The sequence below is a fragment of the Achromobacter sp. JCM 18799 genome (assembly GCF_055395645.1).
The window spans coordinates 5,083,637-5,098,986 of the sequence record NZ_AP043866.1 but is presented as its reverse complement, the minus strand read 5'-3'; the positions used below and the strand labels follow the sequence as shown (position 1 = coordinate 5,098,986).

The window sequence follows — 15,350 nt, the reverse complement described above, 5'->3', positions numbered from 1 at the left end:
ATATGAACATGGGTTTAAAGCATAAGAAACCTGTGGGTACTACAATCCGTCGTATGCTTGCGCTACCGCGTCCCGAACGCGTTTTTGTGCAGGCATTTTTTCTAACCACTCATACGTATATTTGCCGACTTAGCTGCCATGACCGACACCCCCGACCCTGCTGCCGTTTCGTCTCCTGCTGTCAAAGCCGCTGTGCTGTCTGAAGCACTGCCGTATATCCGACGATTTCACGGCAAGACCATCGTGGTCAAGTACGGCGGCAACGCCATGACGGAAGAGCGTCTGCAGCGCAGCTTCGCGCACGATGTCGTGCTGCTGAAGCTGGTGGGTCTGAATCCGGTGGTGGTGCACGGCGGCGGTCCGCAGATCGACGACGCGCTGCGCCGCATCGGCAAGCAAGGCACCTTCATCCAGGGCATGCGCGTCACCGACGCCGAGACCATGGAAGTGGTCGAATGGGTGCTGGGCGGTCAGGTCCAGCAAGACATCGTCATGATGATCAACGAGGTCGGCGGCAAGGCCGTGGGCTTGACCGGCAAGGACGGCGGACTGATCCAGGCCCAGAAGAAGCTGATGGCCAACAAGGACAATCCGTCCGAACCCATCGACATCGGTTTCGTCGGCGACATCACCATGGTCGAACCGGCCGTGGTCAAGGCGCTGCAGGACGACCAGTTCATCCCCGTCATCTCGCCCATCGGCTATGGCGAGGACGGCACGGCCTACAACATCAACGCCGACGTCGTCGCCGGCAAGATGGCGGAAGTGCTGGGCGCCGAAAAGCTGCTGATGCTGACCAACACCCCGGGCGTGCTGGACAAGGGCGGCAAGCTGTTGCGCAGCCTGTCGGCGCAAACCATCGACGAGCTGTTCGCCGACGGCACGATCTCCGGCGGCATGCTGCCCAAGATCTCGTCCGCGCTGGACGCCGCCAAGAACGGCGTGAACTCCGTGCACATCGTCGACGGCCGCGTGCCGCACTGCCTGCTGCTGGAAATCCTGACCGACCAGGGCGTGGGCACGATGATCAGCTCGCACTGATGCGGGCACAGCGTTACCTGCTGCGGCCGGCGGTGCGCATGCGCCGCTCGCGCCGCGCGGCCGCGGGCGACTCCGAGCGCCTGTGGCTGTTCGACCTGGACAACACGCTCCACGACACCTCGCACGCCATCTTCCCGAAGATCGACCACGGCATGACCATGGCCGTGGTCGAGGCGCTGAACGTCGACATCGACACCGCCAACCGCCTGCGCTCGCAGTACTGGAAACGCTACGGCGCCACCATGATAGGCATGGTCCGGCATCATGGCGTGGACCCCCATGAGTTCCTGCACCGCAGCCACGACTTCGATGTCGGTCCGCTGGTGCGCGCGGAAAAGGCGCTGGCCTACAAGCTGAGCCGGCTGCCGGGCCGCAAGGTGCTGCTGACCAACGCGCCGCTGCACTACGCCCGCGCCGTGCTCGCGCGCCTGGGGATCCTGCGGCAGTTCGACAGCCTCTGGGCCATCGAGCACATGCGCCTGCATGGCGAGTTCCGGCCCAAGCCTTCGCCCGCCTTGTTGCGCCATGTGCTGGCCCGCGAAGGCGTGCAGGCACGCAACGCGGTGCTGGTGGAAGACACCCTGGCCAATCTGCGCGGCGCGCGCCAGGCCGGCCTGCGCACCGTTCACGTGTATCACCCGGGCACGCCGTTCGCCCGCGGCCGCTCGCAGCGGCCGGCCTACGTCGACTTGCGGGTAAACTCCGTCAGTGATTTGCTGTTACGCCGACGCCCCCTGCGGGGATAGCGGCGCGCTCCTCCCCTCCCCTCCACCGTCAAGCCTGCGCGAGAGCAGACCCCTCCATGGCGAGCAAACCCGGCGAGCGCAAGACCCAGATTCTGCAAACCCTGGCCGAGATGCTGGAGCAGCCGCACGCCTCCCGCATCACCACGGCGGCCCTCGCCGCGCGCCTGGAAGTCTCTGAAGCCGCGTTGTACCGGCACTTCGCCAGCAAGGCGCAGATGTTCGAAGGGCTGATCGAATTCATCGAAACCAGCATCTTCACGCTGGTGAACCAGATCGCCATCGCCGAGCCCCATGGCCTGACCCAGGCCCACCAGACCGTTTCCATGCTGCTGACCTTCTCGGAACGCAACAAGGGCATGACGCGCGTGCTGACCGGCGATGCGCTGGTCACGGAAGACAACCGCCTGCAGGAACGCATCAATCACATCAACGACCGCATCGAGGCGTCGTTGAAGCAATCGCTGCGCATCGCCGTCACCGATGGCGGCCTGCCGCCGCAGGCCAATGTCGCGGCGCATGCCAGCCTGCTGACGCATCTGGTGCTGGGCCGGTGGCTGCGTTACGCGCAGAGTGGTTGGCGCATTGCGCCCACGCTGCATCTGGACGAACAGCTGCGCCTGGCGCTGGGCTGAGCGACCCGCGCCGCCTGCCGGCTTCGGCGCCGATTAGCATCGTGGCACGATCTAATTAACTTCCTTTCCGTCTCTATTTCCGCCTATTTGCATTGTTCCATGCAACAATCTCCGCTTGCCGGCGGCGCGGGGCGACGAGCATAATGCCCGTCAAAGGTTTTCCACAAGCCCAAATCTCCACAGGCTTGATCAGTATCAATACGGGTTTTCCGCAATGCCGTCACGATCATGCTGTAGCGTCGACACACCGATTTGACCTATCCCGTTGCTCGCGGGGCGGTGTGTCGGCAGTTTGACCTCAACCGGAGATGGATATGACCGCGCAAGCCGCCGTCCCTGCCTCGCAAGCCCCAAAGAAAACCAAAATTCCAATCGGACTCGTCGCCGGCGTCCTTGTGATGATCGGCGTGCTGATGATGCCTTTGCCCGCCGACCTGCCCGTCGCGGGCCACCGGATGCTCGCCATCCTGGCATTCGCAGTGGTGGTCTGGATTACCGAAGCCGTGTCCTACGAAGCCAGCGCGATCATGATCACGACGCTGATGGCCTTCCTGCTGGGCACGGCTCCGACAATCAAAGACCCGCAAGTCATCTACGGCACCTCGGCCGCGATCAGCATGGCGCTGGCGGGCTTCTCGAACTCGGCGCTGGCGCTGGTCACCGGCGCCTTGTTCATTGCCGCGGCCATGACATTCACCGGGCTGGACCGGCGCATCGCGCTGGTGACCCTGTCCAAGGTAGGCACCAGCACGCGCCGCATCCTGATCGGATGTATCGCGGTGACCATCGTGCTGAGCCTGGTCGTGCCCAGCGCCACCGCGCGCAGCGCGGCCGTGGTGCCCATCATGATGGGCGTCATCGCGGCCTTCGGCGTGGACAAGCGCTCCAACATCGCCGCCGGCATCATGATCATCGTGGCGCAGGCCACCAGCATCTGGAACGTCGGCATCCAGACCGCCGCGGCGCAGAACCTGCTGACCGTGGGCTTCATGGAGAAGATGCTGGGCCAGCGCGTGGCATGGTCGGACTGGCTGATCGCCGGCGCCCCCTGGTCGCTGATCATGTCGGCCGTGCTGATCATCATCGTGCTCAAGCTGCTGCCGCCGGAAAGCGACAGCATCGCGGGAGGCAAGGAAGCCGTCGAGAAGTCGCTGCTTGAACTGGGCCCCATGACCGGCGCGCAAAAGCGCCTGATGGCCGTGTCGCTCATGCTGCTGCTGTTCTGGTCGACCGAAGGCAAGCTGCACAAGTTCGACACCACTTCGACCACCTACTTCGGCCTGGTCCTGCTGCTGCTGCCGCGCTTTGGCGTGATGACCTGGAAAGACGTGCAATCGCGTATCCCATGGGGCACCGTGATCGTGTTCGGCGTCGGCATCAGCCTGGGCACCGCCCTGCTGACGACCCAGGCCGGTCAATGGCTGGGCAACCAGGTCGTGGCGCACACCGGACTGGACCACCTCGGACCGCTGGCGATCTTCGCGATCCTGGCCGCCTTCCTCATCGTCATCCACCTGGGTTTCGCCAGCGCCACCGCGCTGACCTCGGCCATGCTGCCGATCCTGATCTCGGTGCTGGCCACGCTGCCGGGCGAATTCAGCCGCCTGGGCATGACCATGCTGCTGGGCTTCGTCGTCAGCTACGGCTTCATCCTGCCCATCAACGCACCGCAGAACATGGTGTGCCTGGGTACCGAGACCTTCAACGCCAAGCAGTTCGCCAAGGTCGGCATCATCGTCACCATCGTCGGCTACCTGCTGATGCTGCTGATGGGCATGACCTACTGGCGCTGGCTGGGCTGGCTGTAAGGAGGTCGCATCATGAAGATTTCGATCGCCCAAGCCAATGAATACGGTCGCCGCGTGCTGATGGCGCAGGGCGTGCCCGAGGACATCGCCCGCGACGTGGCCGAGCACCTGGTCGAGTCCGACCGGGTCGGCTACACCAGTCACGGGCTGTCCATCCTGACCAACTACCGGCGCGTGCTGTCCGAGGGCCTGGCCCAGGCCGACGGCCGGCCCGAACTGGTCAACGACCGCGGCGCGATGCTGGCCTATGACGGCCACCACGGGCTGGGCCAATATGTCGGCAAGGTCGTCATCGAGAAGGCCATCGAGCGCACCCAAGAGCACGGCCAGTGCATCCTGACCCTGCGCCACAGCCATCACCTGGGTCGCATGGGCCACTACGGGGAAATGGTGGCGGCCAAGGGTCTGATCCTGTTGGCCTTCACCAACGTGATCAACCGCTCGCCCACCGTGGCGCCTTTCGGCGGCGCGCAGGCCTGCCTGACCACCAACCCGCTGTGTTTCGCCGGCCCGCTGCCCGGCGGCCGTCCGCCGTTCATCGTGGACATGGCCACCAGCTCCATCGCCGTCAACAAGGCGCGCGTGTTGGCCGCCAAGGGCGAGCAGGCGCCCCCGGGCTCGCTGATCGACGCCCAGGGCAATCCGACCACCGATCCCAACGCGCTGTTCACCGACCCGCCCGGCGCCCTGCTGCCGTTCGGCGGCCACAAGGGCTACGCGCTGGGCCTGGTAGCCGAACTGCTGGCCGGCGTGCTGTCCGGCGGCGGCACGATCCAGCCGCAGCATCCGCGCACCGGCGTGGCGACGAACAACATGTTCGCGCTGCTGCTGGATCCGCAGGTGGACTTCAACACGGACTGGCGGTCGATGGAGGTGGGCGCGTTCATCGACTACCTGCACGCCTGCAAGCCGCAACCGGGCGTCGAAGGCGTGCAGTATCCGGGCGAGTACGAAGCCCGCAACCGGGCGCTGAACGAGGACACGCTGACGTTTGATAGCCGGATCTGGGATGGGCTTACCAAGCTGGCCGTCGACCTTGGGGTGCCTGAGGCGTTGCCTGCTTGAGGTTGTAGGCTGTTCTTGCGGGTAACGTTTGTTTGCTTGCTTTCGGGCGTCTTGGGCTCTTAAGACGCCCGTCGCGTCGGCGGCAATCTGGCGTCAGGTGCGGCGAGCGATGTGCTTGGCGTTCTGGCAACGGGCGGGGTATGGCGGTGGGTCTTGCGGGGCTCGCCTCGGGCCGGCCGCGCGGGCGGCCTTCCGAGGCTTCCGCGGTGTCTTGCGGTTGAGGATGGCGCTGCGCGCACATGAAACACCTGTCAGCATTAACGCCTCGCAGGTGGCTGCTCATCACCGAACGTCACCAGGCCGTTGATCATCACCTGCCGCTAAGCCACGGTGCCGGATGGGTGGCGCGCGCGAGAAAATCCTCAAGCGCAAGCCGCTGCCTGCCGCGCGCCACCCATCACCGCCCCACCCCAATGATGAGCGGCCACCAGCAAACCACGCTCCGCAAACGCGCAAGCGACCACCTCCACGACGCCGACACACACGTATGTTGCTGACGGCCGCCCGCGCGGCCTTCAGCAACGGGCACCGCAAGACTCGCCACCGACCACTGCTCTAACAGCGCAGCGAACCAAGGCGACAGTAGCCCGTCGGCGCGGGCGGCGTGGCGGCTCGCAACCTCGATGCGCCCGAGGGAATCGGAAGGCAGCCGCCGTAGGCGGCAACGACGATGACGAAGGGGAAGTCCGGAGCGAACGCTCCGGACCGCAATCGTGGGCGCGAGCCGCCACGCCGCACGCGACGACGGGCGACCTACGAAGAACGCGCAGCCGCCAAAAAGATCAAGTCTTAACCGACCGATGCCGACTAATACTCATCATGATCCCAAACGCAATCCCCATGGTGAACAAAGCCGTCCCCCCATAGCTCATGAACGGCAACGGCACCCCCACCACAGGCAGAATCCCCGTCACCATCCCCACGTTCACGAACACATAGATGAACAGCATCATCGTCAGCGCCCCAACCAGCAACCTGCCGAACTGCGACGATGCCCGTGACGCGATCGTCAGTCCTCGCGCCATCATCAGGCCATACAGCACCAGCATGGCGATGCCGCCGTAGAGTCCGAATTCTTCCGCGTACACCGCGAAGATGAAGTCGGTGGTGCGTTCAGGGATGAAGTCCAGGTGCGTCTGCGTGCCCTTCATGTAACCCTTGCCGTACACCCCGCCCGAGCCCACCGCGATCATCGACTGGATCGTATGGAAGCCCTTGCCCAGCGGATCGGAGCTGGGATTGAGCAGCGTGCACACCCGGTGCTTCTGGTAGTCGTGCAGCACCACCCAGTCCACATCGGGCTCGCATAACTGGTCTTCGTAGTAGATCAGCGTGCCTATGCCGATGATGCCCGCCAGCATGACCGGCACCAGCAGCTTGAACGACAGGCCCGCGAAATAGATCACGAAGAAGCCGGCGCCGAACACCAGCAGGGCCGTGCCCAGGTCGGGCTGCAGCACGATCAGGCCAAAGGGCGCGGCCAGCATGGCGGCGGCCGCCAGGAAGTCGCGGATGCGCACCGCGCCTTCGTGACGCTGGAAATACCAGGCCAGCATCATGGGCACGGCGATCTTCATCATCTCGGAGGGCTGGATGCGAGTCACGCCCAGGTTCAGCCAGCGGGTCGCGCCCTTGCTGGTCTCGCCGAAGAACTCCACGCCCAGCAGCAGCACCACACCCACCACGTAGAAAGGCAAGGCCAGCTTCATCAGCCACTTCGGCGGAATCAGGGCCATGGTCCACATGGCGAAAAAAGCGATGATGAAATTGCGCGACTGTTCGGCGAAGCGCCAGTCGGTGCCGCCCACCGCGGAATGCATGACCGTCATGCCCAGCGCGGCGAACATCAGCAGGATCGCCAGCAGCGGCCAATCGAAGGCCGTGAACACACGTAGCAGGATAAGGCCCAGGCGTTTCATTATCGGCGCACCACGTCGGAAGCGATTTCCTCGACCGAGGCCAGGGGGTCGGCGCGGTCGGGCCGCACGATCTTGTCCTGGCGGTCCTTGGCCAGCCAATAGTCGAACACCTTGCGCGCGACCGGGGCGGCGACGCTCGCGCCCCAGCCAGCGTTCTCGACGATCAGCGCCACCGCAATGCGCGGATGCTCAAGCGGCGCGAAGCCCATGAACAAGGCGTGGTCGCGCAGACGTTCGTCAATGGCGCTGGCGCGGTAATGGCCGCCGCGCAAGCTGAACACCTGCGCGGTGCCGGTCTTGCCGGCCGCCTGGTAGGGGGTGTTGGCGAACGCGCGCCGCGCCGTGCCGGCCCGCACCACGTCCGCCATGGCGTTCTTGATCACGTCCACGTTGGCCTGCTTGAGGGGAATGCGATAGTCGGGCGCGGACTCGGTGGGCTTGGCCTCGCCGGTGCGCGGATCGCGCACCGCGTGCACCAGGTGCGGGCGGCGGTACAGGCCGTTGTTGGCCAGCGTGGACGTGCCTTGCGCCAGTTGCAGCAGCGTAAAGGCGTTGTAACCCTGCCCCACCGCCACGGAAATCGTCTCGCCAGCGTACCAGCGCTGGCGGTCCTTGTCCTTGTAGGCCGAGCGCTTCCAGTCGGTCGAGGGCAGCACGCCGCGCTTTTCGCCTTCCAGGTCGATGCCGGTGATCTGGCCGAAACCGAATTGCTTGGTGAAATCGTGCAGTGCGTTCACGCCGATCTCGGGGCCCAGCGAATAGAAGTAGGTGTCGGACGACACGACGATGGCCTTGTGCATGTCCGTCATGCCATAGGCCGCGCCGCCGGCGTTGCGGAATTTCTGGCCGCCGAACTCGTAGTAACCGGGGTCGGAGATGCGGTCGGTGGCACGGCGCTTGCCCAGTTCGAGCGCCGCCAGGGCCACGAAAGGCTTGTAGGTCGAACCGATGGGATAGGTGCCGTACAGCGGCCGGTTGATCAGCGGATGATCCGGCGACTCGTTCAGCATGCGCCAGTTGTCCACGTCGATGCCGTCCACGAACAGGTTCGGATCGAACGAAGGCTGGGAGACGAAGGCCAGCACCTCGCCGGTGTCGGGATCGATGGCGACCAGCGCGCCGCGCTGTCCCTCGAAAGCCGCTTCGGCCACCTTCTGCAGGCCCAGGTCGATCGAGAGCATGATGTCGGAGCCCGGCACCGGATCGATGCGGCGCAGCGTGCGCATCGGCCGTCCGCCCGCGGTCACTTCGACCTCTTCCAGGCCGGTGCGGCCGTGCAGCTGCTCTTCCCAGGTTTTCTCGATGCCCTTCTTGCCGATGACCTCGGTGCCGCGATAGTTGCCCAACTGGCCGGCGCGCTCCAGCTCTTCGTTGTCGCCTTCGGCGATGCGGCCGATATAGCCGACCACATGGCCCGCCGACGCGCCCTGCGGATACTCGCGCACCCAGCGCGCGCGCAGCTCCACCCCGGGGAACTGGAAGGAATGCGCCGCGAACCAGGCGGCTTCGGTCTCGTTGAGGTTGTTGCGCAGCTGCAGGCTGGCGTAGCGGCTGGACTCGGCGGCGCGGCGCTTGAAGCGGCGCTGGTCGGCCGGACTGATGTACACGACCTCGGTCAGGCGTTCGAACAGCTGGCTCAGATTGCCGGCATGGGCCGGCACGACCTCCAGCGTATAGGTGCGGTAGTTGCGCGCCAGCACCTCGCCGTTGCGGTCCAGGATCTCGCCGCGCCGCGGCGGGATGGGCACGACCGCGATGCGGTTGCGGTCGGCGCGTTCCGACAGGCCTTCGTAGCGGTCGACCTGCAGGTACCAGAACCGGCCGATCAGCACGCCGAAGCAGGCCAGCGCGAATAGCCCGCCCACCCAGGCGCGCAGGCGGAAACGCTGCTTCTGCTGCTGGCCAGTTTTCTTGAATTCGAACATGACGCGGCGCCGCCGTCAGGCGGAGGAGGATTCAGCGTCGTCGACACCGCGCTGCGGCAAGTGCAGAACCCAGCCCGCCAGCGGCCACAAGGCGGTGGTCAGGAGCACGCTGATGCCCCAGTCCCAGCCCGGCCATTTGCCGGCCAGCCATGCATGGATGATCTGGGTCACGAAGCGGGCGATGAAGAACACAGGCAGCATGTGCATGGCCTGGCTCCAGAGGTCGAAGCGCTGCAGCCGGCGGTGCAGCACCACTGCGCCGTAGGCGACCAGCGTGTACGAGAGCGCGTGTTCGCCCAGCAGGCCGGCGTCGTGCACGTCCATCAGCAGGCCGAAGAAGAAGGCGGTGAACAGGCCGACGCGGCGCGGCTCGTGCACGCACCAGAAGGCGATGATCAGCAGCAGGATGTCGGGCGCGCCCTGCCACAGGCGCCAGGGCAGCAGCGATACCAGCCACGCCACCAGCACCGTGGCCCAGACGAACACGCCGTGCGCCGGGCCGGAAAGCCGGTCGGGCTGCACGTTGCTGGGGGTGCCGAGGCGGCGCGCGGCCTGCCCCGAGGATTGATTAGTCCGATCCACCGGAATCGACCTCCTGACGGTTGGACTCGGCGCGCTCCACATCGACCTGCAGGACCAGGAAGTGGCGGTAGCGTTCGGGATGGGCCAGCGGTTCGCATACGGCGCGCGCGAAGCCGGAAGCGGTATCGCGTTCGACCGAGGTCACCTTGGCCACCGGCAGGCCGGCCGGGAACAGCCCGCCGACGCCGCTGGTGACGATGGTATCGCCTTCCTTGATGTCGGCGTTGGCGGCAAGGTAACGAACTTCCATCTTGCCCGGCGAGTTGCCGCCGAACGCAATCAGGCGCAGGCCGTTGCGCAGCAACTGCACGGGGATGGAGACCTGCTCGTCGGTGACCAGGGCCGCCTCGGCCGTCATGGGCGTGACGCGCACGATCTGCCCGACCACGCCGCCTTCGTCGATGACCGGCATGCCCGGGGCCAGGCCCGCCTTGCTGCCCTTGTTGAACACCAGGCGCTGCGTGAACGCGTTGGTGGGTTCGTACATGACCTCGACCACCACGGCGGATTGCGCCACGGTATCGGTCACGCCCAGCAGCCGGCGCAGCTGCGAATTCTCGGCAGCCAGCTGGGCGCCATGGGTGGTCACCTGGGCCAGCTCGATGCGCTGGCGCTGCAAGGCTTCGTTTTCGCTACGGATGAGATTGGCCGCGTTGACCCATTCGTTCACTTGCTGGACGAGGTCGCGCGGCGCCATGACGGCGCGCTGGAAGGGGTACAGCGCCACGGACATCGCCCGGCGCGCCGGTTCCAGCATGCGCCATTGCGAATCCATGACGATCAGGGCCAACGCAAGGACGACCAGAACGACCAGCCGCACCTCCGCAGGTGGGCCGCGCCTGAATAGGGGAGGAGTCCCTTGTCGTTGCATGAATCTCAGCCCGGACGCCCGCGTCCGTCGCTCCGGCAGCGGCCGGAGCCGTGAAAAAGCGGGGCTCCGGGCTGGCGGGCAAAATTAGTCGTTGATGAAGATGGCGCCCAGTTTCTCAAGGTGTTCCAGCGCCTCGCCGCAACCGCGCACGACGCAGGTCAGCGGATCGTCCGCGACCACGACGGGCAGGCCGGTTTCTTCCTGCAGCAGGCGGTCCAGGTCGCGCAGCAACGCGCCGCCGCCGGTCAGGGCGATGCCCTTGTCGGTGATGTCGGCGCCCAGTTCGGGCGGGGTCTGTTCCAGCGCGATCTTCACGGCCGAAACGATCTGGTTCAGCGGGTCGGTGAGCGACTCGAGGATCTCGTTGGACGAGACCGTGAAGCTGCGCGGCACGCCTTCGGCCAGGTTGCGGCCCTTGACCTCGATTTCGCGGACTTCGGATCCCGGGAACGCCGAGCCGATTTCCTTCTTGATCAGTTCGGCGGTGGGCTCGCCGATCAGCATGCCGTAGTTGCGGCGGATATAGTTGACGATGGCTTCGTCGAACTTGTCGCCGCCGACGCGCACCGAACCCTTGTAGACCATGCCGCCCAGCGAGATGACCGCCACTTCCGTGGTGCCGCCGCCGATGTCGACCACCATGGAGCCGCTGGCGTCGGACACGGCCAGGCCGGCGCCGATGGCCGCGGCCATGGGTTCTTCGATCAGGAAGACGTGGGACGCGCCCGCGCCCAAGGCCGATTCACGGATGGCGCGGCGTTCGACCTGGGTGGAGCCGCAGGGTACGCAAACAATGATGCGCGGGCTGGGCGCCAGCATGTTGCGGGGGTGCACCATGCGGATGAACTGCTTGAGCATCTGCTCGGTGACCGTGAAGTCGGCGATCACGCCGTCCTTCATGGGCCGGATGGCCTCTATATTGCCGGGAACGCGGCCAAGCATCTGCTTGGCTTCATGGCCGACGGCTTGAATGATCTTCTTGCCGTGGGGACCGCCTTCATGACGGATTGCGACCACGGACGGTTCATCGAGCACGATGCCCTTGCCGCGGACGTAGATCAGCGTGTTGGCGGTACCGAGGTCGATCGCCATATCGCTGGAAAAATAACTGCGCAGGAATCCGAACATGGGAGCTCAGCTAAATTCTGGGGGGAATGAGGTACATGCCGCGGGGCGTAGGGCCCGTAAAACAACGGGTCCGCCTGTCATCACGGCGATTAAACCGTGAATCATAACTTATAATTTCCCCGGAAATAGCGCATAAATGCAGGCTATTCAAGCTTTGTAACGGGTTCGGCATATGCATACTGCCCTGTCCCGCCCCTCGGCCTTCGCTTATCGATTTGCAATCCCCCATGGCGCTCAATGACACAGATGTGGCCCGCATTGCCCGGCTGGCCAGAATCGAACTGACCCCCGACCAGCGCACCGTCGCGCAGGCCGAACTCAACGGCATCCTCCACCTGATCGAACGGCTCCAGTCCGTCGATACCCAGGGGGTCGAACCCCTGGCCCACCCGCTGTCCGCCCATGAGGACATCGTGCTGCGCCTGCGTGAAGATGTCGTGACCGAACCCAGCTCAGAGGCCCGCCGCGAGGAGCTGCTGGCCAACGCCCCCGACGCCCAGGAAGGCCTGTTCCTGGTTCCCAAGGTCCTGGATTAAGTCATGACGAAACCCGCTCTGCACACCCAATTCAAGGGGATCGCCGCCCTGCGCGCGGCCCTTGCGCAACGCCAGATCAGCGCCGTCGAGCTCGCCCAAAGCGGCCTGGCGGCCGCCGAAGCGGCCAGCGGCCTGAATTGCTTTTTACATATTGACGCCGAATTGACGCTGGCCCAGGCCCGCTCCGCCGACGCCGCGCTGGCGTCCGGTTCGGCCGGCCCCCTGGCCGGCATCCCGATCGCCCACAAGGACGCCTTCGTCACCCGCGGCTGGCGCACCACCGCCGGTAGCAAGATGCTCGACGGCTATGTCAGCCCGTTCGACGCTACCGTGGTCGAACGCCTGGGCGAGGCCGGCGCCGTGTCGCTAGGCAAGCTGAACTGCGACGAATTCGCCATGGGTTCCGGCAACGAGAACTCCGCCTACGGCGCCGTGAAGAACCCCTGGGACCATGCCGCCGTGCCCGGCGGCTCCTCGGGCGGCTCAGCCGCTGCCGTGGCTGCCCGCCTGGTGGCCGCCGCCACCGGCACCGACACCGGCGGCTCGGTGCGCCAGCCCGCCGCCCTGTGCGGCGTCAGCGGCATCAAGCCCACCTACGGCACCGTGTCCCGCTACGGCATGGTGGCCTTCGGCTCCAGCCTGGACCAGGCCGGCCCGCTGGCCGAAAGCGCCCGCGACCTGCTCGAATTGCTGGACGTCATCAGCGGCTTCGACCCGCGCGACGCCACCAGCCTGGAAAAATGCGACGCCGCCGCCAACGCGCCCGGCCGCGTCCGGCGTGACTTCGAGGCGGCCCAGGGTCGTTTCGACGCCGCCGGCAGCCAGCCCCTGAAGGGCCTGCGCATCGGCGTGCCCGCCGAGTACTTCGGCGCCGGCCTGGCCCCCGACGTGGCCGCCGCGGTCGAAGCCGCGCTGGTCCAGTTCGAGGCGCTGGGCGCCGTGCGCGTGCCGGTGTCGCTGCCGCGCACCGAACTCGCCATTCCCGCCTACTACGTCATCGCCCCCGCCGAAGCGTCCAGCAACCTGGCGCGCTACGACGGCGTGCGCTACGGCCACCGTGCCGCCCAGTACGGCGACCTGAACGAAATGATCAGCCGTTCGCGCGCCGAAGGCTTCGGCGACGAGGTCAAGCGCCGCATCCTGATCGGCACCTACGTGCTGTCCCACGGCTACTACGACGCCTACTACCTGCAGGCGCAGCGCCTGCGCCGCATGATCGCGCAAGACTTCCAGCGCGCCTATGCGGACCAGTGCGACGTGATCATGGGCCCGGTGACGCCCACGGTGGCCAAGAACATCGGCGACAACCGCGACGATCCCACGGCCGACTGGCTGGCCGACGTCTACACGCTGGGCGTGAGCCTGGCCGGCCTGCCTGCGATGTCGATCCCTTGCGGCTTCGGCGGCGCTGGCAACCAACGCCCCGTCGGTCTCCAGATCATCGGCAACTACTTCGACGAAGGCCGCCTGCTGGCCGTCGCCGACCGCTACCAACAAGTGACGGACTGGCACACGCGTGCCCCGGTCCAGCAAGGCTGAGAACATGAACTGGGAAATCGTCATCGGCCTGGAAACGCACACCCAGCTTTCCACCGACTCCAAGATTTTTTCGGGTAGCAGCACCGAATTCGGCGCCGCGCCCAACACCCACGCCAACGTGGTCGACCTGGCGCTGCCGGGCAGCCTGCCGGTCATGAACCGCGGCGCCGCCGAACGCGCCATCCGCTTCGGCCTGGCCGTGGGCGCCACCATCGCGCCGCGTTCGGTGTTCGCGCGCAAGAACTACTTCTACCCCGACCTGCCCAAGGGCTACCAGATCAGCCAGTACGAGCTGCCGGTGGTCGTGGGCGGTTCGCTGTCGTTCTTCGTGGGCGAGGAAGAAAAAACCGTCAACCTGACGCGCGCTCACCTGGAAGAAGACGCGGGCAAGTCCCTGCACGACGACTTCAGCCTGGCCAACGGCGCCCCCGGCAGCGGCATCGACCTGAACCGCGCCGGCACGCCGCTCCTGGAAATCGTGACGGAACCCGAAATGCGCTCGGCCGCCGAGGCCGTGGCCTACGCCCGCGCCCTGCACAGCCTGGTCGTGTGGCTGGGCATCTGCGACGGCAACATGCAGGAAGGCTCGTTCCGCTGCGACGCCAACGTGTCGGTCCGCCCTGTGGGCCAGAAGGAATTCGGCACCCGCACCGAGATCAAGAACGTCAACTCGTTCCGCTTCCTGGAACGCGCCATCGTCTATGAGGCGCGGCGCCAGATCGAGCTGATCGAGGACGGCGGCACGGTGGTCCAGGAAACCCGCCTGTACGACGCCGACCGCGACGAAACGCGCAGCATGCGCAGCAAGGAAGACGCGCACGACTACCGCTACTTCCCCGACCCCGACCTGCCCACGCTGGTGATCTCCAGCGCCTGGGTCGACGAGGTCCGCGCCGCCATGCCCGAACTGCCGGCCGCCCAGCGCGCCCGCTTCGAATCCGAATACGGCCTGCCCGCCTACGATGCCGCCCAGCTGACCGTCAGCCGCGACCTCGCCGCCTACTTCCAGGCGGTGGCGAACGCGCTGCCGGCCGGCCAGGCCAAGCTGGCCGCCAACTGGGTCATGGGTGAAGTCTCCGCCGCCCTGAACAAGGACGAGAAGAGCATCGCCGAGTCCCCGGTTCAGGCGCCGGCGCTGGCCGCCCTGATCGGCCGCATCATCGACGGCACCATCTCCAACAAGATCGCCCGCGAAGTCTTCGGCGCCATGTGGGCCGGCGAGAACGGCGGTCAGCCGGACGCCATCATCGAGGCGCGCGGCCTCAAGCAGATCAGCGACACCGGCGCCATCGGCGCCATGATCGACGAGGTGCTGGCCGCCAACCCGGCCATCGTGGAAGAGTACCGGGCCGGCAAGCAGAAGGCGTTCAATTCGCTGGTCGGCCAGATCATGAAGGCCGCCCGCGGCAAGGCGAATCCGCAGCAGGTGAATGATCTGTTGAAGCAGAAGCTGGATAGCTGATCCTGGGCAGGGTGCGGCGCAATGGCCGCGCCCAAGCAATATCAGACAAAACGAAGGGCCGCGGCGTATTGCCGCGGCCCTTCGTTTATCCAAGAA

Annotated in this window: 13 protein-coding genes; 8 read left to right on the top strand and 5 right to left on the bottom strand. The window is 66.0% G+C overall.

The genetic code is table 11. The features are described 5' to 3' along the window. Positions 1 to 138: 138 nt before the first annotated feature. The 5 genes from argB to ACZ5YA_RS24035 all read left to right on the top strand — a co-directional run bounded on the left by argB (position 139) and on the right by ACZ5YA_RS24035 (position 5,292). Complete coding sequence (gene argB, locus ACZ5YA_RS24055) at positions 139 to 1,041, top strand: acetylglutamate kinase (protein ID WP_013396740.1); 903 nt, start codon at positions 139 to 141, stop codon at positions 1,039 to 1,041. Then, a complete protein-coding gene (locus ACZ5YA_RS24050; protein WP_059378314.1) occupies positions 1,041 to 1,787 on the top strand; it encodes a pyrimidine 5'-nucleotidase in 747 nt (248 codons plus the stop codon). The genes argB and ACZ5YA_RS24050 overlap by 1 nt, the downstream gene beginning before the upstream one ends. Positions 1,788 to 1,843: 56 nt before the next feature. Further along, positions 1,844 to 2,419 (top strand): nucleoid occlusion factor SlmA, encoded by a 576-nt coding sequence (slmA, locus tag ACZ5YA_RS24045; RefSeq protein WP_059378316.1) that lies wholly within the window; start codon positions 1,844 to 1,846, stop codon positions 2,417 to 2,419. Positions 2,420 to 2,733: 314 nt separating this feature from the next. After that, positions 2,734 to 4,227, top strand: a complete 1,494-nt coding sequence (locus ACZ5YA_RS24040; protein WP_059378318.1) for a DASS family sodium-coupled anion symporter — start codon at positions 2,734 to 2,736, stop codon at positions 4,225 to 4,227. A 12-nt stretch (positions 4,228 to 4,239) separates the two neighbouring features. Then, a complete protein-coding gene (locus ACZ5YA_RS24035; RefSeq protein WP_059378320.1) occupies positions 4,240 to 5,292 on the top strand; it encodes an Ldh family oxidoreductase in 1,053 nt (350 codons plus the stop codon). A 782-nt stretch (positions 5,293 to 6,074) separates the two neighbouring features. On the opposite strand, the gene rodA is transcribed toward ACZ5YA_RS24035, so the two are convergent. The 5 genes from rodA to ACZ5YA_RS24010 all read right to left on the bottom strand — a co-directional run bounded on the left by rodA (position 6,075) and on the right by ACZ5YA_RS24010 (position 11,717). Then, positions 6,075 to 7,211 (bottom strand): rod shape-determining protein RodA, encoded by a 1,137-nt coding sequence (gene rodA, locus ACZ5YA_RS24030; RefSeq protein WP_059380007.1) that lies wholly within the window; start codon positions 7,209 to 7,211, stop codon positions 6,075 to 6,077. After that, on the bottom strand, positions 7,211 to 9,136 hold the full coding sequence (gene mrdA / locus ACZ5YA_RS24025; RefSeq protein ID WP_118933233.1) for a penicillin-binding protein 2: 1,926 nt from the start codon (positions 9,134 to 9,136) through the stop codon (positions 7,211 to 7,213). Before mrdA ends, rodA begins: the two co-directional genes overlap by 1 nt. 15 nt (positions 9,137 to 9,151) lie before the next feature. Next, entirely contained in the window at positions 9,152 to 9,718 is a 567-nt protein-coding gene (gene mreD / locus ACZ5YA_RS24020; RefSeq protein ID WP_059380005.1) for a rod shape-determining protein MreD, read from the bottom strand. Then, entirely contained in the window at positions 9,705 to 10,589 is an 885-nt protein-coding gene (mreC, locus tag ACZ5YA_RS24015; protein ID WP_042796087.1) for a rod shape-determining protein MreC, read from the bottom strand. The genes mreD and mreC overlap by 14 nt, the downstream gene beginning before the upstream one ends. An 84-nt stretch (positions 10,590 to 10,673) precedes the next feature. Beyond that, positions 10,674 to 11,717: a rod shape-determining protein gene (locus ACZ5YA_RS24010; RefSeq protein WP_006216320.1), complete on the bottom strand. Its 1,044-nt coding sequence runs from the start codon at positions 11,715 to 11,717 to the stop codon at positions 10,674 to 10,676. Between the two features lie 227 nt (positions 11,718 to 11,944). Here ACZ5YA_RS24010 and gatC point away from each other — a divergent pair, with 227 nt between their 5' ends. Genes gatC through gatB form a run of 3 tightly spaced genes read left to right on the top strand, consistent with a single transcriptional unit; the run spans position 11,945 to position 15,254 of the window. Beyond that, entirely contained in the window at positions 11,945 to 12,253 is a 309-nt protein-coding gene (gene gatC / locus ACZ5YA_RS24005; protein WP_054456891.1) for an Asp-tRNA(Asn)/Glu-tRNA(Gln) amidotransferase subunit GatC, read from the top strand. Positions 12,254 to 12,256: 3 nt separating this feature from the next. After that, entirely contained in the window at positions 12,257 to 13,792 is a 1,536-nt protein-coding gene (gene gatA, locus ACZ5YA_RS24000) for an Asp-tRNA(Asn)/Glu-tRNA(Gln) amidotransferase subunit GatA (protein WP_464091326.1), read from the top strand. A gap of 4 nt (positions 13,793 to 13,796) precedes the next feature. Continuing rightward, the gene (gene gatB, locus ACZ5YA_RS23995) at positions 13,797 to 15,254 is read left to right on the top strand and encodes an Asp-tRNA(Asn)/Glu-tRNA(Gln) amidotransferase subunit GatB (protein WP_059380003.1); all 1,458 of its coding nucleotides are present in this window, start codon (positions 13,797 to 13,799) and stop codon (positions 15,252 to 15,254) included. The last annotated feature ends 96 nt before the right edge of the window (positions 15,255 to 15,350 follow it).